The organism is Pseudomonas sp. NBRC 111124 (assembly GCF_001320245.1).
In the GTDB taxonomy this organism is placed as follows: Bacteria; Pseudomonadota; Gammaproteobacteria; order Pseudomonadales; family Pseudomonadaceae; genus Aquipseudomonas.
In genome coordinates, this window is record NZ_BCBA01000033.1 from 47972 (window position 1) to 71266 (window position 23295).

20 protein-coding genes and 3 tRNA genes are annotated in these 23295 nt (G+C 62.0%); 10 read left to right on the forward strand and 13 right to left on the reverse strand.

The genetic code is table 11. The features are described from left to right. Nucleotides 1–96 precede the first annotated feature (96 nt). The 3 genes from APH28_RS13645 (at nucleotide 97) to APH28_RS13655 (ending at nucleotide 2076) form a co-directional block, all read left to right on the forward strand. The gene (locus APH28_RS13645; protein WP_060510134.1) at nucleotides 97–807 is read left to right on the forward strand and encodes a tRNA-uridine aminocarboxypropyltransferase; all 711 of its coding nucleotides are present in this window, start codon (nucleotides 97–99) and stop codon (nucleotides 805–807) included. A gap of 179 nt (nucleotides 808–986) precedes the next feature. Further along, the gene (erdR, locus tag APH28_RS13650) at nucleotides 987–1637 is read left to right on the forward strand and encodes a response regulator transcription factor ErdR (protein WP_054883428.1); all 651 of its coding nucleotides are present in this window, start codon (nucleotides 987–989) and stop codon (nucleotides 1635–1637) included. 73 nt (nucleotides 1638–1710) lie between these two features. Beyond that, the gene (locus tag APH28_RS13655) at nucleotides 1711–2076 is read left to right on the forward strand and encodes a diacylglycerol kinase (RefSeq protein WP_060484470.1); all 366 of its coding nucleotides are present in this window, start codon (nucleotides 1711–1713) and stop codon (nucleotides 2074–2076) included. On the opposite strand, the gene finR is transcribed toward APH28_RS13655, so the two are convergent. Then, on the reverse strand, nucleotides 2073–2999 hold the full coding sequence (gene finR, locus APH28_RS13660) for a LysR family transcriptional regulator FinR (protein ID WP_060510137.1): 927 nt from the start codon (nucleotides 2997–2999) through the stop codon (nucleotides 2073–2075). The two genes, APH28_RS13655 and finR, sit on opposite strands and share 4 nt — an antisense overlap. A gap of 117 nt (nucleotides 3000–3116) precedes the next feature. On the opposite strand from finR, the gene fpr reads away from it, so the two are divergent. Continuing rightward, a complete protein-coding gene (fpr, locus tag APH28_RS13665; protein ID WP_060510139.1) occupies nucleotides 3117–3896 on the forward strand; it encodes a ferredoxin-NADP reductase in 780 nt (259 codons plus the stop codon). Between the two features lie 67 nt (nucleotides 3897–3963). Here the strand turns inward: fpr and tsaA are convergent, their stop codons facing one another. The 4 genes from tsaA to APH28_RS13685 all read right to left on the reverse strand — a co-directional run bounded on the left by tsaA (nucleotide 3964) and on the right by APH28_RS13685 (nucleotide 6460). Next, nucleotides 3964–4659 (reverse strand): tRNA (N6-threonylcarbamoyladenosine(37)-N6)-methyltransferase TrmO, encoded by a 696-nt coding sequence (tsaA, locus tag APH28_RS13670; RefSeq protein ID WP_060510141.1) that lies wholly within the window; start codon nucleotides 4657–4659, stop codon nucleotides 3964–3966. A gap of 6 nt (nucleotides 4660–4665) precedes the next feature. Then, on the reverse strand, nucleotides 4666–5127 hold the full coding sequence (locus APH28_RS13675; protein ID WP_060510143.1) for a DUF1456 family protein: 462 nt from the start codon (nucleotides 5125–5127) through the stop codon (nucleotides 4666–4668). Between the two features lie 47 nt (nucleotides 5128–5174). Further along, entirely contained in the window at nucleotides 5175–5885 is a 711-nt protein-coding gene (locus APH28_RS13680) for an rRNA pseudouridine synthase (protein WP_060510146.1), read from the reverse strand. A 119-nt stretch (nucleotides 5886–6004) separates the two neighbouring features. After that, on the reverse strand, nucleotides 6005–6460 hold the full coding sequence (locus APH28_RS13685) for a GNAT family N-acetyltransferase (RefSeq protein ID WP_060510147.1): 456 nt from the start codon (nucleotides 6458–6460) through the stop codon (nucleotides 6005–6007). A 198-nt stretch (nucleotides 6461–6658) separates the two neighbouring features. Between APH28_RS13685 and APH28_RS29160 the strand changes: the two genes are divergently transcribed. The 4 genes from APH28_RS29160 (at nucleotide 6659) to APH28_RS13705 (ending at nucleotide 10891) form a co-directional block, all read left to right on the forward strand. Next, entirely contained in the window at nucleotides 6659–7375 is a 717-nt protein-coding gene (locus APH28_RS29160; RefSeq protein ID WP_082432297.1) for a hypothetical protein, read from the forward strand. Between the two features lie 193 nt (nucleotides 7376–7568). Further along, the gene (locus tag APH28_RS13695; protein WP_060510149.1) at nucleotides 7569–8414 is read left to right on the forward strand and encodes a DUF6502 family protein; all 846 of its coding nucleotides are present in this window, start codon (nucleotides 7569–7571) and stop codon (nucleotides 8412–8414) included. After that, nucleotides 8411–10087 (forward strand): DUF5666 domain-containing protein, encoded by a 1677-nt coding sequence (locus APH28_RS13700; RefSeq protein ID WP_060510151.1) that lies wholly within the window; start codon nucleotides 8411–8413, stop codon nucleotides 10085–10087. Before APH28_RS13695 ends, APH28_RS13700 begins: the two co-directional genes overlap by 4 nt. Nucleotides 10088–10141: 54 nt before the next feature. Beyond that, nucleotides 10142–10891: a hypothetical protein gene (locus APH28_RS13705; RefSeq protein WP_060510153.1), complete on the forward strand. Its 750-nt coding sequence runs from the start codon at nucleotides 10142–10144 to the stop codon at nucleotides 10889–10891. A 71-nt stretch (nucleotides 10892–10962) separates the two neighbouring features. On the opposite strand, the gene rimO is transcribed toward APH28_RS13705, so the two are convergent. Next, on the reverse strand, nucleotides 10963–12294 hold the full coding sequence (gene rimO, locus APH28_RS13710; RefSeq protein ID WP_060510155.1) for a 30S ribosomal protein S12 methylthiotransferase RimO: 1332 nt from the start codon (nucleotides 12292–12294) through the stop codon (nucleotides 10963–10965). A 235-nt stretch (nucleotides 12295–12529) separates the two neighbouring features. Here rimO and APH28_RS13715 point away from each other — a divergent pair, with 235 nt between their 5' ends. After that, on the forward strand, nucleotides 12530–14440 hold the full coding sequence (locus tag APH28_RS13715; protein ID WP_060510157.1) for a potassium transporter Kup: 1911 nt from the start codon (nucleotides 12530–12532) through the stop codon (nucleotides 14438–14440). 33 nt (nucleotides 14441–14473) lie between these two features. Here APH28_RS13715 and APH28_RS13720 read toward each other — a convergent pair whose 3' ends face one another. The 5 genes from APH28_RS13720 to APH28_RS13740 all read right to left on the reverse strand — a co-directional run bounded on the left by APH28_RS13720 (nucleotide 14474) and on the right by APH28_RS13740 (nucleotide 19156). Further along, entirely contained in the window at nucleotides 14474–15766 is a 1293-nt protein-coding gene (locus APH28_RS13720; RefSeq protein ID WP_060510159.1) for a virulence factor family protein, read from the reverse strand. Continuing rightward, the gene (gene mprF, locus APH28_RS13725) at nucleotides 15766–18324 is read right to left on the reverse strand and encodes a bifunctional lysylphosphatidylglycerol flippase/synthetase MprF (protein WP_371263084.1); all 2559 of its coding nucleotides are present in this window, start codon (nucleotides 18322–18324) and stop codon (nucleotides 15766–15768) included. The genes APH28_RS13720 and mprF overlap by 1 nt, the downstream gene beginning before the upstream one ends. A 332-nt stretch (nucleotides 18325–18656) precedes the next feature. Continuing rightward, nucleotides 18657–18733: transfer RNA gene (locus tag APH28_RS13730), tRNA-Met, on the reverse strand. Between the two features lie 134 nt (nucleotides 18734–18867). Continuing rightward, nucleotides 18868–18944: transfer RNA gene (locus APH28_RS13735), tRNA-Met, on the reverse strand. 135 nt (nucleotides 18945–19079) lie between these two features. Further along, a tRNA-Met gene (locus APH28_RS13740) sits at nucleotides 19080–19156 on the reverse strand. 208 nt (nucleotides 19157–19364) lie between these two features. Here APH28_RS13740 and dinB point away from each other — a divergent pair. Further along, complete coding sequence (dinB, locus tag APH28_RS13745; protein WP_177334266.1) at nucleotides 19365–20423, forward strand: DNA polymerase IV; 1059 nt, start codon at nucleotides 19365–19367, stop codon at nucleotides 20421–20423. A 32-nt stretch (nucleotides 20424–20455) separates the two neighbouring features. Here the strand turns inward: dinB and APH28_RS13750 are convergent, their stop codons facing one another. Then, nucleotides 20456–21409, reverse strand: a complete 954-nt coding sequence (locus APH28_RS13750) for a hypothetical protein (protein WP_060510166.1) — start codon at nucleotides 21407–21409, stop codon at nucleotides 20456–20458. A gap of 20 nt (nucleotides 21410–21429) precedes the next feature. Continuing rightward, a complete protein-coding gene (locus APH28_RS13755) occupies nucleotides 21430–23145 on the reverse strand; it encodes a proline--tRNA ligase (protein WP_060510168.1) in 1716 nt (571 codons plus the stop codon). Nucleotides 23146–23295: the final 150 nt, after the last annotated feature.

Sequence of the window (23295 nt, forward strand, 5' to 3'; positions counted from 1 at the left end):
GCACGGCCAAATGGTGTCTGCTCTGGTAGACTGGCGCTTTGCGTCTTTCCGAGTCCCTGCAGTGTCCAGTCACAACCCGTCCACAGGCTTGCCAGCATGAGCCACGCGGTAGCACGCCTGCGTGCCGAGCGCCTGGCGCGCAGTAACAAGCCTTTCATCGCCCGTGGTTCACGCGCCGAACGGTGCCCCGACTGCCGGGTGATCGCCACCCACTGCCTGTGTGCGTGGAAGCCCAAGGTGCAGGCCGACTCTGGCGTATGTCTGATCATGCATGACACCGAGCCATTGAAGCCGACCAATACCGGCTGGTTGATCGCCGACCTGATCGAAGACACCTGCGCTTTCGGCTGGTTGCGCACCTCGGTGGACGAGCGCCTGCTGGCCCTGCTCGACGACCCGCAGTGGCAGCCCTATATCGTCTTCCCCGGCGAATTCGTCGCCCAGGAGCGGGTGGTCAGCGAGGTGGCGCGCGAACCCGGCAAGCGCCCGTTGTTCATCCTGCTCGATGCCACCTGGACCGAAGCGCGCAAGATGTTCCGCAAAAGCCCGTATCTGGATCGCTTCCCGGTGCTGAGCCTGCAAGCCGAGCAGATGTCGCGCTATCGCCTGCGCCGGTCCAAGCGCGACGATCATTTCTGCACGGCCGAAGTGGCTGCCATGTGCCTGGACCTGGCCGGTGACACTCAGGCGTCCCAGGCGCTGGATGCCTACCTGGACGTGTTCAGCCTGCATTACCTGAGCGGCAAGCGTCGCCTGCCGCTGGATGATCAGGATGACACCCACCAGCGTCTGCATACCTTCCTATAGTCCAAGGGGCATACGTCTCACTTTGGTTCATAATGACGGGGCTGGCAGCCAGGGTGGGCGAGACGGCAGGGTAGATGGCTTGACCACCTCCGGCCGTGCTCGGCACCCTTCGCGCCGATTCCCCGCCAGGCGCTCTACTACCCGACATGCGCTTGGCACAGAACAGGATCCATAGATCGATGGCCACATACGAAATCCTGATAGCCGATGACCACCCGCTGTTTCGTAGCGCGCTGCGCCAGGCCGTTACCCTCGGCCTGGGCGCCGATGTGCGCCTGGTTGAAGTGGCGAGCATTGCCGAACTGGAAACCCGCCTGAGCGAAAAAGCCGACTGGGACCTGGTCCTGCTGGACCTGAACATGCCGGGTGCCTATGGCTTCTCCGGGCTGGTCCTGCTACGCGGCCAGTACCCGCAGATTCCGGTGGTGATGGTCTCGGCGCAGGAAGAGGCCGCCGTGGTGGTCAAGTCCCGCGAGTTCGGTGCCAGCGGCTTCATTCCAAAATCCAGCGGCCTTGAAGTCATTCAGGATGCCGTGAGAAAAGTGCTCGATGGCGAGGTATGGTGGCCACCGCAAGCCTTCGAAAAGGTCGATGTATCGGCCGAAGCCAAGGCCGCGAGCGAAGGGCTGGCCAGCCTCACCCCGCAGCAATTCCGCGTGCTGACCATGGTCTGCGAAGGCTTGCTGAACAAGCAGATCGCCTATGAATTGAGTGTGTCGGAAGCGACCATCAAGGCCCATGTGACGGCTATCTTCCGCAAGCTGGGTGTGCGCACCCGCACTCAGGCCGCGCTGTTGCTGCAACAACTTGAATCGGTTGCCAGCAACTGACAACGCCTGGATTCACGCTTTTTTGACCCGCGCCGCACTAGTCTGCTGGCCTTTCTGTTGTGAAGTGACTCACATGACATCGCCATTCAAAGGCCAGACCGGCCTGAAACGCATCTTCAATGCCGCCGGCTACTCGCTGGACGGCCTGCGCGCCGCCTTCAAGGGTGAGGCCGCCTTTCGCCAGCTGGTGCTGCTCAACGTGCTGCTGATTCCGATCGCCTTCTGGCTGCCGGTCAGCCGTGCCGAGCGGGCAATCATGATTGCCGTGTGCCTGCTCGGCCTGATCGTCGAACTGTTCAACTCGGCAGTGGAAGCAGCCATCGACCGCATTTCGCTGGAGCGCCACCCGCTGTCGAAGAACGCCAAGGACATGGGCAGCGCCGCGCAGCTGGTGGCGCTTAGCATGGTTGCGCTGGTGTGGGGTGTGATCCTGCTTTAAGCGATCGGCGGCAAGACGATCTCGTCACTGCGGGTAAAGCCCGCAGTGAAGTTGCGGCACAATTCCAGGAATTCACGCATCGTCGAGGTCTGGTATTTCTGCTTGTGCCAGATGAAATAGAACTGGCGCATCAGGTCCAGCTCCGGCGTCTCCACCGGCACCAGGCTGCCACGGCGGAAGGCATCACGCAGGGCCAGCCGGGAAATGCAACCGATCCCCAGGCCCGATTCCACGGCGCGCTTGATTGCCTCGGTATGTTCCAGCTCCAGGCGGATGTTCAGGCTGGTGCGGTGATGGCGCATGGCCTGGTCGAAGGTCAGGCGTGTGCCGGAACCCTGCTCGCGCAGGATCCAGGCCTCCCGCGACAGGGCTTCGACATCGGCGCGCCCTGCCTTGGCCAGGGGGTGTTGCGGTGCACAGAACACTACCAGTTCGTCCTCCACCCAGGGCTGCACCTCCAGGTCCGGGTGGTTGCAATCACCTTCGATCAGACCTAGATCAATTTCGTATTGCGCAACCTGGTGCACGATATGCGCAGTGTTCTGCACATGCAGTTTCACCTGGCTCTCGGGGTGTATCTGCATGAAACTGCCAATCAGCAGCGTCGCCAGGTAGTTGCCGATGGTCAGCGTGGCGCCGACCGCCAGCGAACCGAAGCCGGACTTGCCATTGAGCAGGTCTTCGATTTCCTTGGCCTGGTCGAGCAGTGCGACGGCCTGAGGCAGCAACTGATGGCCCAAGGCATTGAGGGCCAGGCGCTTGCCGGCACGGTCGAACAGTTGGCAGCTCGACTGGCGCTCTAGTTCGGTGATGGAAGTGCTCGCCGCCGATTGTGAAAGCGCGAGCACGTTGGCCGCCCGCGACACACTCTGGTGCTGGGCCACGGCGACGAATACCTGAAGCTGACGAAGTGTAAATCGCATATCTATATAACCGATAACACATATCTTGATAATTCAGTTAACAGATATTGTCGCTGCCCCTAAACTATCGCGCAACTGCGCGTCTTGCGCGCTGCGTTTTCTTCAGGAGCCCCATCGATGAGCAACATGAACCACGAACGTGTCCTCAGTGTGCACCACTGGAACGACACCCTGTTCAGCTTCAAGTGCACCCGCGACCCGGGCCTGCGCTTCGAGAACGGTCAGTTCGTGATGATCGGCCTGCAGCAGGAAAGCGGCCGTCCGCTCATGCGCGCCTATTCCATCGCTTCGCCGAACTGGGAAGAGCACCTGGAGTTCTTCAGCATCAAGGTCCCGGACGGCCCGCTGACCTCGCAGCTGCAGCATCTGAAGGAAGGCGACGAGATCATCATCAGCAAGAAGCCAACCGGTACTCTGGTTCTCGACGACCTGAAGCCGGGCAAGCACCTGTACCTGCTGAGCACCGGCACCGGCCTGGCGCCGTTCATGAGCGTCATCCAGGACCCGGAAACTTACGAGCGCTTTGAAAAAGTGATCCTGGTTCACGGTGTACGTTACGTCAACGAAGTGGCCTACAGAGAATTCATCACCGAGCACCTGCCGCAGAACGAGTTCTTCGGTGAGTCGGTCCGTGACAAGCTGATCTACTACCCGACCGTGACCCGCGAGCCATTCGAAAACCAGGGCCGCCTGACCGACCTGATGCGCAGCGGCAAACTGTTCAGCGATATCGGCCTGCCACCGATCAACCCAGAGGACGACCGCGCGATGATCTGCGGCAGCCCAAGCATGCTCGACGAGACCAGCGAAGTGCTCGACAGCTTCGGCCTGAAGGTCTCCCCACGCATGCGCGAGCCGGGTGACTACTTGATCGAGCGTGCCTTCGTCGAAAAATAAGACGAACGCAGCAGCGAAAAAACGCAGACCGTGGTCTGCGTTTTTTTATGCCTGCAAGAGGTAATCTTCAAACGTCCCGAACGACTTCCAGCACCTGGATCTGTTCCGGTTGCGGGTAATGCCAGCGCACCTGCACGTCCCAGAACTTCACCCCATACACCCGCTCCGGCGGTGGTACCTGATAGGCCGGGCGCGGATCTTGAGCCAGGCATTGTTCGATCAGTTCCACCAACGGCTCACCAAGGCGCAGCCCATGCGCGTGGGCCTGGGGCAGGGCAGTGTCGCTCCAGGCAACGGCAATCGCGTCTGGCGCATCACTGGCAATCAGGTTGCTCGCTCCGGCAACACTGTCGGCGTATGGCACATAGGGTTTGATATCCAGTACCGGCGTACCGTCCAACAGGTCGATCCCGGACAGCAGCAGGCGCCCTGGTTCTATTCCCTCCAGGCGCACCACCGACTGGCCGATGCCGTTGGGGCGGTGAGTGGCGCGGGTGGCGAACACACCCATGCTCTTGTTGCCTCCGAGGCGCGGAGGGCGCACCTTCAGGCGTGGCTTGTCCTCCAGTGCCTGGTGGAACAGGAACAACAACCAGACGTGGCTGACTTGCTCCAGCCCGGCCACCGCATCACCCTGATCGAACGGCGGCAGCAGTTCCAGCACCCCGCGGGCGGCTGGCGCCAGCTGCGGCTGGCGCGGGATGGCGAACTTCTCCTTGAAGCAGGAGCGGACGATGCCGACCGGTGCAACCGTGTGTTGCATGGCCACTCAGCCGCGCACGCGCAGGGTCAGGCCCTTGAGGAAGTTGCGCAGCAGCTGGTCGCCACACGGGCGGTAGTTGTCATGCCCGACCTTGCGGAACAGCGCGCTGAGTTCAGGCTTGGACACCGGGAAATTGACCGACTTGAGGATGGCGTGCAGGTCTTCTTCCTTGAGCTCGAAGGCCACACGCAGCTTTTTCAGGATGGTGTTGTTGGTCACTGGCAGTTCGACCGGTTGTGGCGGGCGGCTGTCGTCCTTGCCACGGCGGTGGGTCACCAGGCCGTCAAGGAAGTGCGCCATGACCCGCTCCGGGCAGCGCACGAAGCCGGCTTCGTCCTCCTTCTTCAAGTAAGTGGCGAGCACGATCGGGTTAACGTCGAGGCCGGACAGCGCGATGATTTCGGCCATCTTGGCGTCGTTCACCTTGAGCATGTAGCGCAGGCTGCGCAGGACATCGTTGTGGTTCATTGCTGCAAAATCCTGTTCAGTAGCCACGCCGCGGCGTGGCGCATTGCTTAGAAACGTTCGGTGGCTGCCAGGTAACGCCACTGCCCTACGGGCAGCTTGCCCATCGACACACCCCCCAGGCGAATGCGGCGCATACCCAGCACTTCCAGGCGCAGGTAGGCGCACAGCTCGGAGATTTGCCCAGGCTGCGGGTTTTTCACGACCAGGCGCAGGTGGGTCTCGTTCTGCCAGCTGGCCTTGGCCTTGGGCAGTTCCCGGTCATTGCGCGTTGCACCGCGCGCCAGGCGTTCCAAGGCCTGTGGCGTAGTCTCGCCGCGCACTTCGACGATGTACTCCTGCTCCATGCGGCGAAGGTCGGCGTCGATCTTGCGGGTAACCCGCCAGTCCTGGGTGAACACCTGCAGGCCACTGGCACCACGCTGCAACGGAGCCAGGCAGGTCAGCCGGGCAAAATGCCCATGCAACGGCCGTACGCCTTCGCGGTGGGCCTCGCTGAGGTTATTCATGCCCATGCTGGCGCGTGCGGTTTCGCTGTCGACACCTGCCGCCTGATGCATCAGCAGGGTGACGGGCTCCAATGCCTCGGCGCGTGCTCCTGGCAGCAGTTCGACGTGCTGGCCGTCGACTTTGAACTGGGGTTGCTCGACCACCACGCCATCGACTGTGACCCAGCCTCCTTCGATGTACAGCTCGGCCTCGCGGCGGGAGCAACCAAGCTGCTCGATGAGGCGTTTGGACAGGCGGACGGGTTCAGACATGGGGCAATTCGCAAGGCAGGGAAAGACCTACATTGTACCTGCCTGTACACGGTTGATGATGGGAATCTGTGTCAGATGCGCCATTTTGGACGTGGACCACGGCATATTCGGACGCCGCCTTAGGACACTGTAGGAATCAGCCTCATGTGCAGCAGTGGATATGGCTGCCCCAAGCCATCCGTTTCCGAGCGACCGACCACTTCGAAGCCTTCATGCAAATAGAAACCCAGGGCTTGTGGGTTCTGTTCGTTGACGTCCAGGCGTTCGGCATTCAGTTCGTCGATCGCATAGCGCAGCAGGCGCTTGCCAACCCCCTGGCCACGGCAGTCAGGTGCGACGAACAGCATATGCACGCAGCCGTTTGCGACACCGGTAAAGCCGCAGATACGTTGGCGATCCTTGCAGCACACCAGCATCACTGCGTCCAGGTAGCGGCGCAGCACCTGATCGCGCAACAACAGGATGTAGGCATCGGGCAGGAAGTCATGGGTCGCGCGCACGGATTCTTCCCAGACCTGCACCAGTTCGCCGTAGTCGCTGTAGCGCGGGGTTTGCAGCGTCAACGCGTGATGCATGCCGAGGCTCCTCCAGAACGATAGAGAAAACATAGCAGGCCAGCCACTGGTCGGCTTTTGCCTGCAGCGCTTGCTGGCGTGTTCGCAGAAGTCTATTAATTAGGCGTGGGAAAAATTCCCACGAATAAAAATGTAAAAACTGACAACAGATTCCCGGATTGATTTGGCGTTCTCATGGCGAAGACCTGGAGACGGAAAATGCACATTCACATGCTGTTCAAAAGGGCTCTACTGGCAGTTGCCGTCGCAGGCGTGCTGTCGACAGCCATCGTATTGGTTCCTGACTCGATTTCTCATGGCTCCAGCGCCTACGCCAAGGATGGCGGTGGTGGCGGTGGTGGCGGTGGTCACGGAGGCGGTGGCGGAAGCGGTGGTGGTGGTGGTCACGGCGGCGGCGGTGGTGGTGGCGGAAGCGGCGGTGGTGGTGGTCACGGCGGCGGTAGCGGTGGTGGCGGCGGAAGCGGCGGTGGTGGTGGTCACGGCGGCGGCAGTGGTGGTGGCAGCGGCAGTGGCGGCGGCCACGGTGGCAGTGGCAACGGCAGTGGCGGCCACGCCGGCAACAGTGGCAGCGGCCATGGTGAAGCAGGCCAGGGCCACGATGGCAACTCGAACTCCGGACGCAGCAGCCAAGCTGAAAGGGGTGATGACCATGGCAATCACGTTGGCGGTGAGCCCGGCGACGATCATGGCGATCACGTTGGCGGCGAACCCGGTGACGATCATGGCAATCATGTTGGCGGTGAGCCCGGTGATGATCATGGCACTCATGTTGGCGGTGAACCTGGCGACGATCATGGCAATCACGTTGGTGGTGAACCTGGTGACGATAACGGCAACCATGTGGGTCGCGAACAGGGTGATGACCGTGGTGCTCATGCCACCGGCGAAGTCGGCGATGACAACAGCAGGAGCTGACGGGCATTGAACAGCCCATACAAGGCCCAAGGGACGGGTCTTGTATGAGCGGGTCTCGGGCAAGCAGCCCTTATCACGCATTTGAAATGAGCGCTGACAGCTTCTTCTCATTCTGAGTCGGATGTAGTTACAGTTGGTGTGGGATGTTTTCCCGCGCCCGTATACTGGGTTCAACTGTCAAGGAATGCGCTTCATGCAATCGCCCACGCTTCCCCCGTCCATGTTGAGCGCCCTGCGCAGGGTCATGCGCCCGCTGGTGCGCCTGATGCTGCGCAAGGGGGTGACCTACACGATGTTCACCGATGTGCTCAAGGAAGTGTTTGTCGATGTGGCTCATCGCGAGTTTCGCCTGGACGACAAGGTGCCGACAGATAGCCGTATCAGCCTGCTCACGGGCGTGCACCGCAAGGATGTCAGGCGGCTGCGAAGCGAGCATGAGGCGTCGATCGCTACACTGCCGGAGAATATTACCTTGGGTGCGCAGCTGGTTAACGTATGGACCCGTTGCGCGCCATTCTGCACCGCGTCCGGGCAGGCGTTGGCGCTGCCGCGGCTGGCCAGCGTTGGCGGCGATTGCTCGTTTGATGCCCTCGTAGCGAAAATCAGCACGGACATCCGCGGCAGGGTGGTGCTTGATGAGTGGCTGCGCCTGGGCATCGTCCGCCTTGATGATCAGGACTGCGTCCACCTCGAGACTCAGGCATTCGTACCGCAGAAGGGCTTTGAAGAGAAAGCCGCTTACTTCGGCCATAACCTGCATGATCACGCCTGCGCCGCGGTGCATAATCTCAGCGGCGAAGGTTTGCCATTTTTCGAGCGCAGCGTGCACTACGATGCCTTGACCCCAGCCAGTGTCGACATGCTGCGCGAAGCGGTCAGCAAGGATGGCATGCAGACGCTGCTGGCCTTCAGCCGGCTGGCTGCTGAGCTGGAAAACACAGACGTGCCAAGCCACGAGCAACGCCAGCGCATTACGGTAGGGCTTTATTTCTACACTGAAGCCACCGACCCCGACTCGTCGAAGACAGCTGGCTCATGACACCCCTTGCGCGCCACCTCGGTATTGTCGCACTCGTTCTGGGTTTGAGCCTGAGCCTGCTGGCGCCTGCCGAGGTAACTGCGGCGCCGGTCTGTGTCAGCCGTGATGAAGTGGGTATGGCCGGCGCGGCGAGCCTGCAGTTCCCGGGGGGGACCGGTGGTACCGGTGCCAGAACCGGCGGAGTTGGCGGCACTGGCGTGCGCAGCGAGAACGGCGGCGTGGGGGGCACGGGTGCACCGATCCAGCAACGCCCTGGCGGCACTGGTGGTACCGGTGCGGTGGCAGAGGGTGTAGACGGTACCGCCATCGATCGCGGCCCTGTCCGGCGCCCGGGCGGTACCGGTGGCACGGGCATAGTCGGCACCATCACCGGGTTTGCCTCTATTTGCGTCAATGGCCAGGAAGTGCACTACGGCAAGGATGTACCCGTGACTGAGAACGGTACCCCTGCCAGCAGCGCCCACCTGGCGATCGGGCAGGTTGTTGCGGTGGAGGCCTATGGCACCCAGCGCGGGCTGCAAGCCGGGCGCATCGCCATCCTCAACGTCTACGAAGGGCCGCTGACCGCACTGCCCAATGCGTCTGGGCCGCTGCGAGTCATGGGCCAACCTGTGCGGCTTGCCGCCGGGGCGCGGGTGGCTGAAGGGCTGAGGCCGGGCGAACCGGTCAGGGTCAGCGGCTTGCGCGATGCTGCAGGCGAAGTGGTGGCTAGCCGTATCGAACGGGCGCCTGGGCTCAGTGAGGCCAGTGCCATCGGTGCGGTTGACCGCCCTGGCAGCCTGCAGGGGCTGAAGCTGGGGACCCGCGTAGCTCCGGCGCGGGAAATATTGGTGCGCGGCCAATGGACCGGGAGCCAGCTGGAAGTGGCGCAAACCCGCCCAGACCCGAGCCTGCCGTTTGCCGGCCGCGTGCAGACTGCGGTGATCGAAGGGCTTGTGCAGCGCAGCCAGACGCATCAGTTGGTAGTCGGCGGCATCAACGTGACGCTGGGGCAGGATACCGTGATCGCTGGCAAGCAGCCCGCTGCCATTGCGCTCGACCAACGGGTGCGGGTAAGCGGGGTGTTCAGTGCCACCCACGAGCTACGGGCCTCCCGCGTCGAGTTCGATGACGACCATGGCGACCATTCGCAAAGAGGGCATTCCGGGCGTAACACTGAGCACGGCACAAGCGGCTCGGGCAGCTCGATCAACAGCGGCCAGGGTGAGCGTGGTGACTCCAGCAGCCGTAGCGAAGACAGTGGTCGGGGTTCGGTCATCGACTCCAGTGGCCATGACAGCCTTGAAAGTGAGGACAGGTCTGGCAAGTCGGGGCATGTCGACAGCGTGGAGCTACGCGAGAGCAGCAACAGTGGCCGCTCCGATCGGGTGGAAAAGGTCGAGGATGTTGAAAAAATAGAGCTCGAAGAAGTCGAGAGGTTGGAAAAGGTCGAGAAAGTCGAAAAGGTCGAAAGGCCTGAGAAGGTCGAGAAAGTCGAAAGGCCCGAGAAAGTCGAGAAGGTGGAGAAAATCGAAAAGTTCGAAAGGCCTGAAAAAGTAGAAAAAGTCGAGAAGGTCGATAGACCTGAAAAAGTTGAGAAAGTGGAAAAAGTAGAGCGAGTCGAAAAGCCTGAAACGGTAGAAAAAGTCGAGAAGGTCGAAAAAGTGGAGCATCCGGAGCGCTCAGGGCATTAGGCAACTAGGCTGGGAAAGTCCGATCACACTTCCCGACGGAATATCGAGGTGCAGATGAGACCCTCGCTCCCTCTTTTTGCCTGTTTGTTGTCCTGTACCAGTGCGTCGGCCCTGGCCGACACCTTCAGCGCCTCCATTGGTATGGACTATTCCAGTGGCGACTATGGCACGGGAACCACTTCGGAAATCTGGTACGTGCCCGTGGTCGGTAAGTATGAAACCGGCCCCATGACTTACAAGGTAACCGTGCCTTGGCTGCGCATCACCAACCCTGAAGTGGGCCCTAATGGCGACCCCTTGCCCGGTGGCTGCCATGCGGTGGAGAGCGGGCTGGGCGACACGGTTGCCAGCGCCGCCTATGCACTGCTCGACGGCAGTGAGGGTGGCCTGATGCTGGACCTGATCGGCAAGGTCAAATTTCCCACTGCCGATGAAAAACAGTGCCTGGGCACGGGCGAGTACGACTATACCGGCCAGGTCGACATCGCCCAGGCATTCGGCCCGGTGACCGGCTTCGCAACCCTGGGCTGGAAGAAGTTCGGCGACCCGCCCGACAGCGACTTCAGGGACCCGATATTTACCAGCCTGGGTTTTGCCATTCCTGTGGCCACAGGCACCTCGGCGGGCGCTTCGTACGACTGGCGGCAAAAAGTCGTCTCGACGGGCTCAGAAATCCAGGAGCTGACCCTGTTCCTGACCCATAAACTCAACCGGGAATGGAAAGTGCAATTGTATGCGGTGAAGGGTTTTTCCGATGCCAGCCCCGATGCAGAAGCTGGAATGATGGTTTTTCACACCTTCTGACGAAAAAAGCCCCTGCTGGGTATTTCCGCATTGGGAATACTCAGCAGGGGCTTTTTCATGTGCCGACGGTTTTAAACCGGCTCGGCCCACATGTCGTATTCGTCGGCATCCACTACGCGGCAACGCACTTTGTCGCCCGGCTTGAAGCCATGATTGCCGTCGATGAAGACGCTGCCGTCGATTTCCGGGGCATCGAAGAAGCTGCGGCCAACCGAACCCTGCTCCTCGACTTCGTCGATCAGCACCTCGATTTCCTTGCCGATGCGCTGTTGCAGGCGGGCAGCGCTGATGGCCTGCTGGTGCGCCATGAAGCGGTCCCAACGGTCTTGCTTGACGTCATCCGGCACTTCTTCAAGGCCCAGATCATTGGCCGGGGCGCCTTCGACCGGCGAGTACTGGAAGCAGCCGACGCGGTCGAGCTGGGCCTCGGTGAGCCAGTCCAGCAGATACTGGAAGTCTTCTTCGGTCTCGCCAGGGAAGCCGACGATGAACGTCGAGCGGATCACCAGCTCTGGGCATTGCTCGCGCCAGTTCTTGATGCGGGCCAGGGTACGGTCTTCGAAGGCCGGGCGCTTCATCGACTTGAGTACCTTGGGGCTGGCGTGCTGGAACGGGATATCCAGGTACGGCAGGATCTTGCCGGCGGCCATCAGCGGGATCACGTCGTCGACGTTCGGGTACGGATAGACGTAGTGCAGGCGCACCCAGGCACCCAGGCTGCTCAGCGCTTCGCACAGTTCAAGCATGCGGGTCTTGACCGGGCGACCGTTCCAGAAGTCGGTCTTGTACTTGACGTCGACGCCGTAGGCGCTGGTGTCCTGGGAGATCACCAGAATTTCCTTGACGCCGGCCTTGACCAGACGCTCGGCCTCGCTCAGTACTTCACCGACCGGGCGGCTGACCAGCTTGCCGCGCATTGACGGGATGATGCAAAAGCTGCAGCTGTGGTTGCAGCCTTCGGAAATCTTCAGATAGGCGTAATGGCGCGGGGTCAGCTTGACACCCTGCGGCGGCACCAGATCGATCAGCGGGTTGTGGTCCTGGCGTGGTGGCACCACTTCGTGCACGGCATTGACCACCTGCTCGTACTGCTGCGGGCCGGTCACCGACAGCACGCTTGGGTGCACGTCGCGAATAGTGCCTTCTTCGACACCCATGCAGCCGGTGACGATGACCTTGCCGTTTTCCTTGATCGCTTCACCGATCACTTCCAGCGACTCGGCCTTGGCGCTGTCGATGAAGCCGCAGGTGTTGACCACCACTACATCGGCATCCTCGTAGGTGGGCACGACTTCATAGCCTTCCATGCGCAGCTGGGTCAGGATGCGCTCGGAATCGACCAGGGCCTTGGGGCAACCCAGGCTGACGAAACCAACCTTGGGGGTGGCGGGAGTGGTGGACATGACTAACCTCGGTATTGAATGCAGTTCGCCCAGCCGCACACGGGGGCGATCTTGACGGGCGCTTTCGGCGCCTCTGATCAAAAAGTGCGCAATTCTAGCGAGCGCACGGTCGCTTGACCAGCAGAAAAGCGACGAACGCTGCGCTATGCTTCGCGCCATTGCGCCGGGGTTGATGGATGCCCTTGACGCAGGTGTGAATTCTACCGGCCTTCAAGGCCATCTGCGGGAGTGTTCGATGGTTCAGGCAAGCAGTCACGCCGAAGGCGGGCACGCGGGGAAGCAGGGCGCGACACGGTCGCTGGGCCTGCTCGTGGCAGCGGTCGGGGTGGTCTATGGCGATATCGGTACCAGCCCCTTGTATACCCTCAAAGAGGTCTTTACCGGCGGCTACGGGGTGCCGGTCAACCATGATGGGGTGCTGGGGATCCTCTCGCTGATCCTCTGGTCGCTGTTGTGGGTGGTGTCGTTCAAGTACGTAATGTTCATCCTGCGCGCCGACAACCAGGGCGAGGGCGGCACCATGGCATTGACCGCGCTGGCGCGGCGGGCCACGGCGGCCTATCCGCGCCTGCGCTCGCTGATGGTTGTCTGTGGCCTGATCGGCGCCTCGCTGTTCTATGGTGACAGCATGATCACCCCGGCGGTGTCGGTGTTGTCTGCCGTGGAGGGCATGGGCCTGGCCTTCGACGGGATCGACCACTGGGTGGTACCCATTTCGCTGGTGGTGCTGGTGGCCCTGTTTTTGGTGCAAAAGCACGGCACCGACAAGATCGGCAAGCTGTTCGGCCCCATCATGGTGGTCTGGTTTCTCGCGCTCGCCGCGTTGGGTGCCCATGGCATTTCCCAGAGCCCGGAAGTGCTCAAGGCGTTCAACCCTGGCTGGGCGGTGAACTTCTTCATCGTCCACCCAGGCATGGGTGTGGCCATCCTCGGCGCTGTGGTGCTGGCGCTGACCGGTGCCGAGGCGCTGTATGCCGACATGGGCCACTTCGGCCGTAAACCGATTGCTCGTGCCTGGTTTGCCCTGGTGCTGCCGGCGCTGGTACTCAATTACTTCGGCCAGGGGGCGATATTGCTGCAGAACCCCGACGCCGCCCGCAACCCGTTCTACCTGCTGGCGCCAGGCTGGGCACTGCTGCCGATGGTCGGGCTGGCGACCATGGCCACCGTGATTGCCTCGCAGGCAGTGATTTCCGGGGCCTTCTCCTTGACTCGCCAGGCTATCCAGCTGGGCTATATCCCGCGCATGCAGATCCAGCACACCTCCAGCGACGAGCAGGGGCAGATCTACATCGGTGCGGTGAACTGGACATTGATGGTCGGCGTTGTGTTGCTGGTGATCGGTTTCGAGTCTTCCGGCGCACTGGCGGCGGCTTACGGTGTGGCCGTGACCGGCACCATGCTGATGACCACCATCCTGGTGTCGGCGGTGATGTTGCTGCTGTGGAAATGGCCGCCGGTGCTGGCAGTACCGATTCTGGTCGGTTTCCTCTTCGTCGACGGGCTGTTCTTCGCGGCCAACGTGCCGAAGATCGTCCAGGGCGGTGCCTTCCCGGTGTTGGCAGGCGGCGTGCTGTTCTTGCTGATGAGTACGTGGAAGCGCGGCAAGCAGATCCTCGTGGAGCGTATCGATGAGGGCGGGCTGCCGCTGCCGGTGTTCATCAGCAGCATCCGCGTGCAGCCCCCGCATCGGGTAGAAGGTACGGCGGTGTTCCTGACGGCGCGGGCAGATGCGGTGCCCCATGCGCTGCTGCACAACATGCTGCATAACCAGGTGCTGCACAGCCAGGTGGTGCTGCTGACGGTGGTCAGCGAAGATCGTCCACGGGTGCCGGAACAAGAGCGTTTCGAGGTCGAGGCCTACGGTGATGGCTTCTTCCGCGTGCTGCTGCACTTTGGCTTCATGGATGAGCCGGACGTGCCGGCGGCACTGAAGCTGTGTCACCTGGATGAGCTGGACTTCAGCCCGATGCGTACCACCTACTTCCTCAGCCGGGAAACGGTGATTGCGTCGCGTCTGGAGGGGATGTCGCACTGGCGGGGCAACCTGTTCGCATTCCTGTTGAAGAATGCCAACGGTAACTTGCGCTTCTTCAACCTGCCGTTGAACCGGGTGATCGAGCTGGGGACCCAGGTCGAGATATGAGTGGCTGGGGCCGCACAGCGGCCCCAGTCATTGTCAGTTCTGTGCAGCGACGCTGGACTTGCCCTGACGGGTTTCGATCTCGTCGATCAGGCGCTTGGCCAGCGCCGGGTAGTTCTCATCGAAGTGGTGGCCGCCTGGCAGCTTCATGCGCTCGCCCACTGCGGTCTTGTCGGTGCAACCGCTCTCGTCGGTCTCTTCAATACCGTACACGCAGACCACCTTGGAGGCTGGCAGCTTGGCCATTTCCGGGCCGGTAGGCGCTTCCTGGCCTTCCTTGCCCAACCAGCCCTCGACCTCGATCTCGAAGCTGCCACTGCGGGCGAACGCCAGCAGCACGACCGCATCGATACGCTGCTGGTCTTCGGCCGGCAGGCGGTTGTAGATGGCCGGCAGCACGTCGGCGCCGAACGAGTAACCGGTCAGCACGAAACGCTTGGTACCCCACTTCTGGCGGTAGTGCTGCATCAGTTCCGACAGGTCAGCGGCGCTTTGCTCAGGGGTCTTGTGCTGCCAGTAGTAGCGCAGGGTGTCGATACCCACCACCGGGTAGCCGAGCTTGGCCATTTCCCCCGCCACGTCGCGGTCCAGGTCGCGCCAGCCGCCGTCACCGGACAGGAACAGGGTGACGGTGTCGGTAGTCTGGCCGGCCGGGACTTCCACCACCGGGATCGCCAGGGCGTTGCCGTCGCGGCCGACCAAGGCCTGGGTCAGCTGGGCCTTGAGCACCTGTGGCAGGTGGATGTCATAGTCGCTGATGCTGGTCTCGGCGTTGGCCTGATCGCGCACGAAGGCGGCACTGGCGTCGTCCGGGTTGTCGTTCCAGGCGACGTTCCAGTGGCCGTGGGCGGCCGACTTCGGCAGCTCGGCCTTGCAGCTTGGCTGCTCCAGGGTGAAGTCGACCGAGATGGCCCGCGCCTTGTCGTCACGCTGGGTAGCCAGCCAGCGCCATGCCTGGGATGCACCCGGGCCGATGCCGGCGACCAGGGTCGGTTTGTCGGACAGCTGGGTCAGTGCCTGATCCATGGCCTGCTGCTGCTTGGTGCAGTCATTCGGTGGGAGGATCACCTGGACCAGTTGCGCCTCGGCGGCCTGGCTCAGGTCCAGCAGCTGCTTGTCGGTCAGGGCCTGGTCCTGAGGCACGCCGATGGCGACACGGGCCTTGGCGTGCACGCCAGGGGTGACCCGGGTGATGCTGGTGTCATTGAGGGTCAGCTGCTCCAGCCGTGCCTCGGGGGCAGGGCGGGCCCACAGCCAAAAGCCCGCAGCGCCGGCCAGGGCGGCCAGCAGCAGGGGAATCAGTACGTACAACCAATAGCGTCGGATCATCAACGTTTCACCAATCCAGTCAGGCCGCCGGCAATCAGGGCGGCAGTATCGGCCAGTGCTACCAGCGGGTCGAGCCCGGCCGGTACGGCCATATAACGAGGTTCCCAGTCCGGCTGGAACTTGTCCTTGAAGCGCCGCAGGCCTTGGAAGTTGTAGAGCTGCTCGCCACGACGGAACACCATCGAGCCCAGGCGCTGGGTCAAGGGTGCGCCGCGCCGTGGCTGCAGGCCGGAAAGCGGAACCATGCCCAGGCTGAAGCGGCCGTAGTCATGGCTTTTGTAATGCAGGATCAAGCCGATCATCATGAATTCCATGGTCAGCTTCGGCGCCTCGGGGTGAGCGCGCATCAGGTCGAGGCTGGCCAGTTCGTTGCTGTGGGTTTCCAGCAGGTTGGCGAAGGCCACCGGCCGGCCCTGGAAACGAATCAGGGCGATACGGAAGTGCTGCAGGTATTCGGGGCTGAAGCGCCCCAGCGAGAAGCCTTTCTCGCGTACGTTCTTGCCGCCGAGCCAGGCGTCAGAGATTTCCTTGAGCTCGGCCAGTGGGGCCTGGCCGGGTTCGTGAATCTCCAGGCTCAGGCCATCCCGGCCGCCGCGGTTCCAGGTGTAACGCAGGTCCTTCATTTCCTTGCCCTTGGCTTCGAGGTCGAAGCGGCGCAGGTCGACCCGCGCTTCCTCGCCCAGCTTCAGGGCAGTCAGGCCGATATCCATGTAGAACGGCAGGTTCTCCGCGCGCACCTGGTAGAACACCGGGCGGGCGTGGTGCAGGTCGCACAGGTCGCGGAACTGCCAGATCATCTCGGCGCGTTCCTGGGCCGGGCCGATCGGGTCGTACAGCGCCACCAGGCTGCGGCCACGGCGGGCATACATGAGGAAGGCATTGTCGCTCGGGTGGAACAGCAATGCCTTGTCGCCGGTCAGTGCCAGGCCCCCATCGGGCTGGTCGGAGGCCTGCAGGATGCGGTTGGCACGTTGCAGTTCGGTGTCGTCAGGCAGGTGAATGACCGGACGGGCGGTGCGCAGCAGCCAGGTGAGAGCGACAATCACCAGCAGCACCGCACTGCCCAAAGCTGCGCGCAGGCCGCGGGGGGCGTCGGCGTCGAGGGTGAACTGCCACCACAGCTTGTGGGTGTAGGGCACATCCTGGTAGGCGAACAGCAGCAGCCACACCGAAGCGCCGACCACGCAGGCACTGGCCACCAGGTATACCGGTGAGAAGGGCAGTTCGAGCAGCCGGCTCGGCCGGTAGAACGAGCGGCGGAAAATGGCCAACAGCGCAGCGGTCAGGGTCAGCAGGCTGGCTTCTTCCCAGTCGAAACCTTTGAGAATCGACAGCAGTGCGCCGACCAGTAAAAGCACGGTGGTCAGCAGCCAGGCCGCCGACAGACGCCGGCGCAAGCCCTGGGCCAGCAGCAGGCAAAGTACGCCAATCAGGCTGGCGCCGAAGTGCGAGGCGTCGATCAGCCGGTGCGGCACGAGGAAGCCCATGTGCTCCAGGCGGGTGTCGATTTCCGGAGTGGCGCCGGAGAACAGCAGCACCACGCCCGACAGGAACACCAGAATCGCCAGGATCGGTGCGCCCAGGCCCGAGGCCGCCTTGATCGCTTGCTGGGCGAACAGCAGGCGGCGTGCTTCGTTGGCCAGCAGCAGTACACAGGCCAGCAGCAGCGGCAGCACCACGTAGATCAGGCGGTACAGCAGCAGGGCAGCGGCCAGTGGTGCAGCGCCCAGCTGGTCGGCGAAGGCCGCCAGCAGAATCGCCTCGAACACCCCGACGCCGCCCGGCACATGGCTGAGCACGCCAGCGGCCAAGGCCAGCAGGTAGACCAGCACGAAGGCGCCGAAGGGTGGGGCCTGCGGCAGCAGCAAGTAAAGCACGGTGGCAGCAGCGGCCACGTCCAGCGCAGTAATCAGCAATTGCAAGGCCGCCAGGCGGCCACCGGGCAGGCGCAAAGTGCGGCGGCCCAATTGCACCAACAGATTGTCGGCCAGCGGTTGTTCCGGCAGGCGGCGGCGATACAGCCCGATCACTAGCACGGCGGTGATGGCCAGCACGGCGATGGCGATCCCAGCCAGCACCGACGACGGTAGGCGCAGGGCGGTTGCTGCTGCCGGCAGGTTGCTCAAGGTCGCCAACGCCGCCAGTGGCGGCAGCGCGCAACCCAGCGACAGGCTGGCAAACACCGTCATGCGCGCGACTTCAGCGGCGCCAAGGCCCTGGCGTGCGTACAAGCGGTAGCGCACCGAGCCGCCCGAGAGCATTGACAGGCCGATCGCGTTGCCGATGGCAAAGGCGCTGAAGCCACCCATCACCAAGGTACGCGGGGGCAGCTTGACGGCTGCATAACGGCTGGCCGACCACTCATAGCCCAACAGGATCACGAACCCTGCGACTGTCGCCAGCAGGGCGCCGATCAGTGACTGTGCCGGTACGTCGAGCATGGCATCGTGCAGGGCGTAGATGTCCAGCTCGCTCAACAAATGCCGACAGGCGATCAGCGCCATGGCAAACAGCAACAAGGTAACGGCCAGTCCAATTGGCTGACGGTAACGGCTCATCCGCTCCAGCCAAGGCAGGCGTTGCGCAGCAGTCGGCAATGCCGAAGCGAGAGGCACCTGGGGTTCAGGATTGTGCGATGTCATGAGATGCCTCGGGCGTACTGCGCGAGGAGGGGAAGAGCTGCGGCCAAGTGAAAGTCCCTTTGGTAAACGTATCCTGATATTACTCCGGGCAACGTTACTTTCAGTCGTCCGGCAGTGTTAAAGATAGTTCATCCTCAATACGACACCTCAAATGAACGGGTTTGGGTGGAATAGGAGGATTTTTCAGGCGACGAAATGCAACAAACCCCGCGCTGCTGTTACACAGGCGGGGTTTGTTCTGACGAATATGGTTGCGGGAGCCGGATTTGAACCGACGACCTTCGGGTTATGAGCCCGACGAGCTACCAGGCTGCTCCATCCCGCGTCAGAGGTGCGCATTTTATAGATTTGGTTATCTATGTCAATAGCTAAATGCTCAATGGCGCGTAATTGCTTCAGGCGGTGTTTTTCGGCACAAAGAAAAAGGCCACTGCGTTAACAGTGGCCTTTTCTCGAATCTGGTTGCGGGAGCCGGATTTGAACCGACGACCTTCGGGTTATGAGCCCGACGAGCTACCAGGCTGCTCCATCCCGCGCCTGTGGGATCGAATTCTACAGTGTAAGCAGCGGGTGTCAAGCGCTACTTGTTGATTTACCTGATTTTTCTTCGCCGGATAAAGGCGGGGCAAAAGAAAAAGGCCACTGCGTTAACAGTGGCCTTTTCTCGAATCTGGTTGCGGGAGCCGGATTTGAACCGACGACCTTCGGGTTATGAGCCCGACGAGCTACCAGGCTGCTCCATCCCGCGCCTGTGAGATCGAATTCTACGGATTTTCCTGCCCATGTCAAGCGATATGATGAAAAACCCTTTTTCGTTCAACCTCTTAGCGTTTGTGCCTGGCTGCGGCTCAGGCGCGGCGGGGCTTTCAGGCCGATTATCGAAGCAGGCTGTCTCAGCGTCAGTCGCATGCGCTACTATCTGTATGAATTTACAGTGGTGGCCGTCATCAATGTCTTTGCGCAAGATCATCCATATCGACTGCGATTGCTTTTACGCCGCGATCGAGATGCGTGACGACCCGCGCCTGGTCGGTCGCCCTATGGCAGTGGGCGGTTCCCCGGACCGTCGCGGGGTGATCGCCACCTGCAATTATGAGGCGCGTGCCTACGGTGTGCGCTCGGCCATGTCGTCGCGGCATGCCTTGAAGCTTTGCCCTGACCTTGAAATCGTCAAGCCGCGTTTTGACGCCTATCGGGAGGCTTCGCGCGAGATTCACGCCATTTTCCGTGATTACACCGAGTTGATCGAGCCGTTGTCACTGGATGAAGCGTACCTGGATGTCAGCGAAAGCCAGTGGTATGCCGGGAGTGCTACGCGAATTGCTGAAGACATTCGCCGGCGGGTCGCCCGTACCCTGCATATCACCGTATCCGCGGGGGTCGCGCCAAACAAGTTTCTAGCCAAGATTGCCAGCGACTGGCGTAAACCCAACGGCATATTCGTGATTACCCCGGATCAAGTCGAGGCCTTTGTTGCTGCCTTGCCGGTGGCCAAGCTGCACGGAGTGGGCAAGGTGACAGCGGAGAAGTTGAGCCGCCTGGGTATCGATACCTGTCTCGACCTGCGCGAGTGGTCGCGGCTGGCGTTGGCGCGTGAATTCGGCAGCTTTGGCGAGCGGCTGTGGGGGTTGGCGCGGGGGATTGATGATCGTGCTGTTCACAACGATAGCCGCAGGCAGTCGGTCAGCGTCGAAAACACTTATGACAACGACCTGCCGGACCTGGCCAGTTGCCTGGAACGTTTGCCTGAGTTGCTCGACAGCCTCAATGAACGTATTGCCCGGATGGACAGCAGTTATCGCCCGGACAAGCCGTTCGTCAAGGTCAAGTTCCATGACTTCAGCCAGACGACCATGGAGCAGGCGGGGGCGGGCAGGGACCTGGAAAGCTACCGCCAATTGCTGCGCCAGGCGTTTGCCCGGGGTGGCAAGCCGGTGCGCTTGCTGGGGGTGGGAGTGAGGCTGCGGGATCTGCGCGGGGCGCATGAACAACTGGAATTGTTCCCCGGAAAATGAGAAGGGGCCGTAAAACGGCCCCTTCTTTATAGCTACTGCACGCCGGGATCGGCGACCAACCGGCCAGTGGCCTTGGTCAGTGCTGTCAGAAACTCCTGCTGCAGCTCTGGATCGTTGCGCGTCAGCTCGATCAGGCTCTGCTCCATCTCGCTGGCTTCCTCTTCCAGGCCGAGCTCGGATAAACGCTTGACCCGGTGTACCCACTGGCCTACATCGTCATCTTCGAGGTCATCGAAGATCAGCTCGTGGGCCTCGCGCAGCTTGTTGCGCAAGGTGGCGCTGACCAGCAGGCTGGCATCGCCACGCACGCCGTTGTCCTCGTCGACCACCTGCATGTGCAGGGTGCCGACGTGGTTCAGGTGCTGTTCCGAGAACGGGCTGTCCAACAGGTTCAGGCGCAACACGCCGTTCTTGTCGGTGGTCAGCTCATGGGTCATCTTGCCGGCTTTGACCTCGACCAGTCGCTCGCTCCACGGCACGCTGGTGAATTCTTCGCGCTTGTCCTTCTGCACTTCACTGATGCCCGCAAGGTTCTGCTGGGCGCGACCATTGGACGGCGTGTTCATGAACGGGTTGAGCCCATCCACGCCATAGCTGAGCCAATCGTGGGTGATGCTCTGAGGCAGACTACCGAGGGCGAACACGTTGACCACGTTTGCCCCTATACCGGCCACCACGGCGACCGCGCCCAACGGGATCTCGTAGATCTCCCGCCAGGGCTGGTACGGCGTGTAGCGGTCGTAGCGGCGGGTGACCTCGTATTCGGTAACCTCGAAGCGCTTTTGTTCATGGATGCGCACACGCCGTTGCGGAAGCTCCATCACCTTCGGCTCGCCGACATCGATCTGCAGGGTGTGTTCGAGCAGCTTGCGCTCGACGCGCTCTTCATGGTCGCTGCGCTGGGACATCTGGTTGGCGCAACCGCTGACGAGCAGGGCGCCACACAGTGTGGCGCCCCCCAGGGTAAAGGTACTTCGCTTGGACATGATCACTCGTGCATTGATTATCAGCGGCGAACGCGGGCCTGCAGGAAGGTCAGCACTTCATTGAGCGGCAGCGGATGGGCTTCCGATTCGGTGCGGTGCTTGTACTCCAGGTTGCCTTCGGCCAGGCCGCGGTCGCTGACGACGATGCGGTGTGGAATGCCGATCAGCTCCATGTCGGCAAACTTGATGCCGGGGCTGGTCTTCTTGTCGCGGTCGTCCAGCAGCACTTCGAAGCCAGCGGCGGTCAATTCGGCGTACAGCTTGTCGGTCGCCTCGCGCACTACCTCGGTTTCGTAGCGCAGCGGTACCAGAGCGATCTGGAACGGTGCCAGGGCGTCGTTCCAGATGATGCCTTTATCGTCGTAGCTCTGCTCGATGGCGGCAGCGACCACGCGGGACACACCAATGCCGTAGCAGCCCATGGACAGCACCACCGGCTTGCCGTTCTCGCCCAGTACCTGGCACTTGAGTGCCTCGCTGTACTTGGTGCCGAGCTGGAAGATGTGGCCGACTTCGATGCCGCGCTTGATCACCAGCGTTCCCTTGCCATCCGGGCTTGGATCGCCTTCTACGACATTGCGCAGGTCGGCAACCTGTGGGACTGGCAGGTCACGCTCCCAGTTCACGCCGAAGTAGTGCTTGTCGTCGATGTTGGCGCCGATGCCGAAGTCGCTCATCAGGGCGACCGAACGGTCGATCACGATTTCCAGCGGCAGGTTCAGCGGGCCGAGCGAACCGGCGCCGGCACCAATGGCCTCGCGCAGTTCGGCGTCGGTGGCCATGACCAGCGGGTCGGCAACCTGTTCCAGCTTGGCGGCCTTGATTTCGTTGAGTTCGTGGTCGCCACGGACGATCAGGGCGACCAGCTTGCCTTCTTCGGCGCCGTGCACGATCAGGGTCTTGACGGTCTTTTCGATCGCCAGGCCGTGGTTTTCCACCAGTTGGGCAATGGTCTTGGCATCCGGTGTGTCGACCAGGCGCAGCTCCTCGGTAGGAGCAGGGCGCACGGTTTCACGCGGGATGGCTTCAGCCTTCTCGATGTTGGCGGCGTAATCGGAGCTGTCGCTGAAGATCACGTCGTCTTCGCCGGACTCGGCCAGGACGTGGAATTCGTGGGAGTAGCTGCCACCGATGGAGCCGGTGTCGGCCTGCACTGGGCGGAAGTCCAGGCCCAGGCGGGTGAAGACATTGGTGTACGCCTGGTGCATGCGGTCGTAGGTTTCCTGCAGGGAAGCCTGGTCGGCATGGAAGGAGTAGGCGTCCTTCATGATGAATTCGCGGCCGCGCATCAGGCCGAAGCGTGGGCGAATCTCGTCGCGGAATTTGGTCTGGATCTGGTACATGTTGAGCGGCAGCTGTTTATAGCTGGACAGCTCGTTGCGGGCCAGGTCGGTGATCACTTCTTCGTGGGTCGGGCCAACGCAGAAGTCGCGCTGGTGGCGATCCTTCAAACGCAGCAGCTCAGGACCGTATTGTTCCCAGCGGCCGGATTCCTGCCACAGTTCGGCAGGCTGGATGCTTGGCATCAGCACTTCCAGGGCGCCGGCGGCGTTCATTTCCTCGCGCACAACGTTCTCGACCTTGCGCATCACCCGCAGGCCCATCGGCAGCCAGGTGTACAGGCCGGAGGCCAGTTTGCGGATCATGCCGGCACGCAGCATGAGCTGATGGCTGATGACCACTGCGTCGGCAGGGGTTTCTTTCTGGGTGGCGAGCAAATATTGACTGGTGCGCATGGTTAGCCGTGTCGATTGCCTAAGACGTTGAAATAGCCCCGCATTGTACGGGGGCGAAACGAAGGCGTACAGAATGCCCCAGGGCGTGGCAGTTGTCAGCCAAGAAAAAGCCCGGCAAGTGTGCCGGGCTTTTTCAGGTGCAGGGCACTA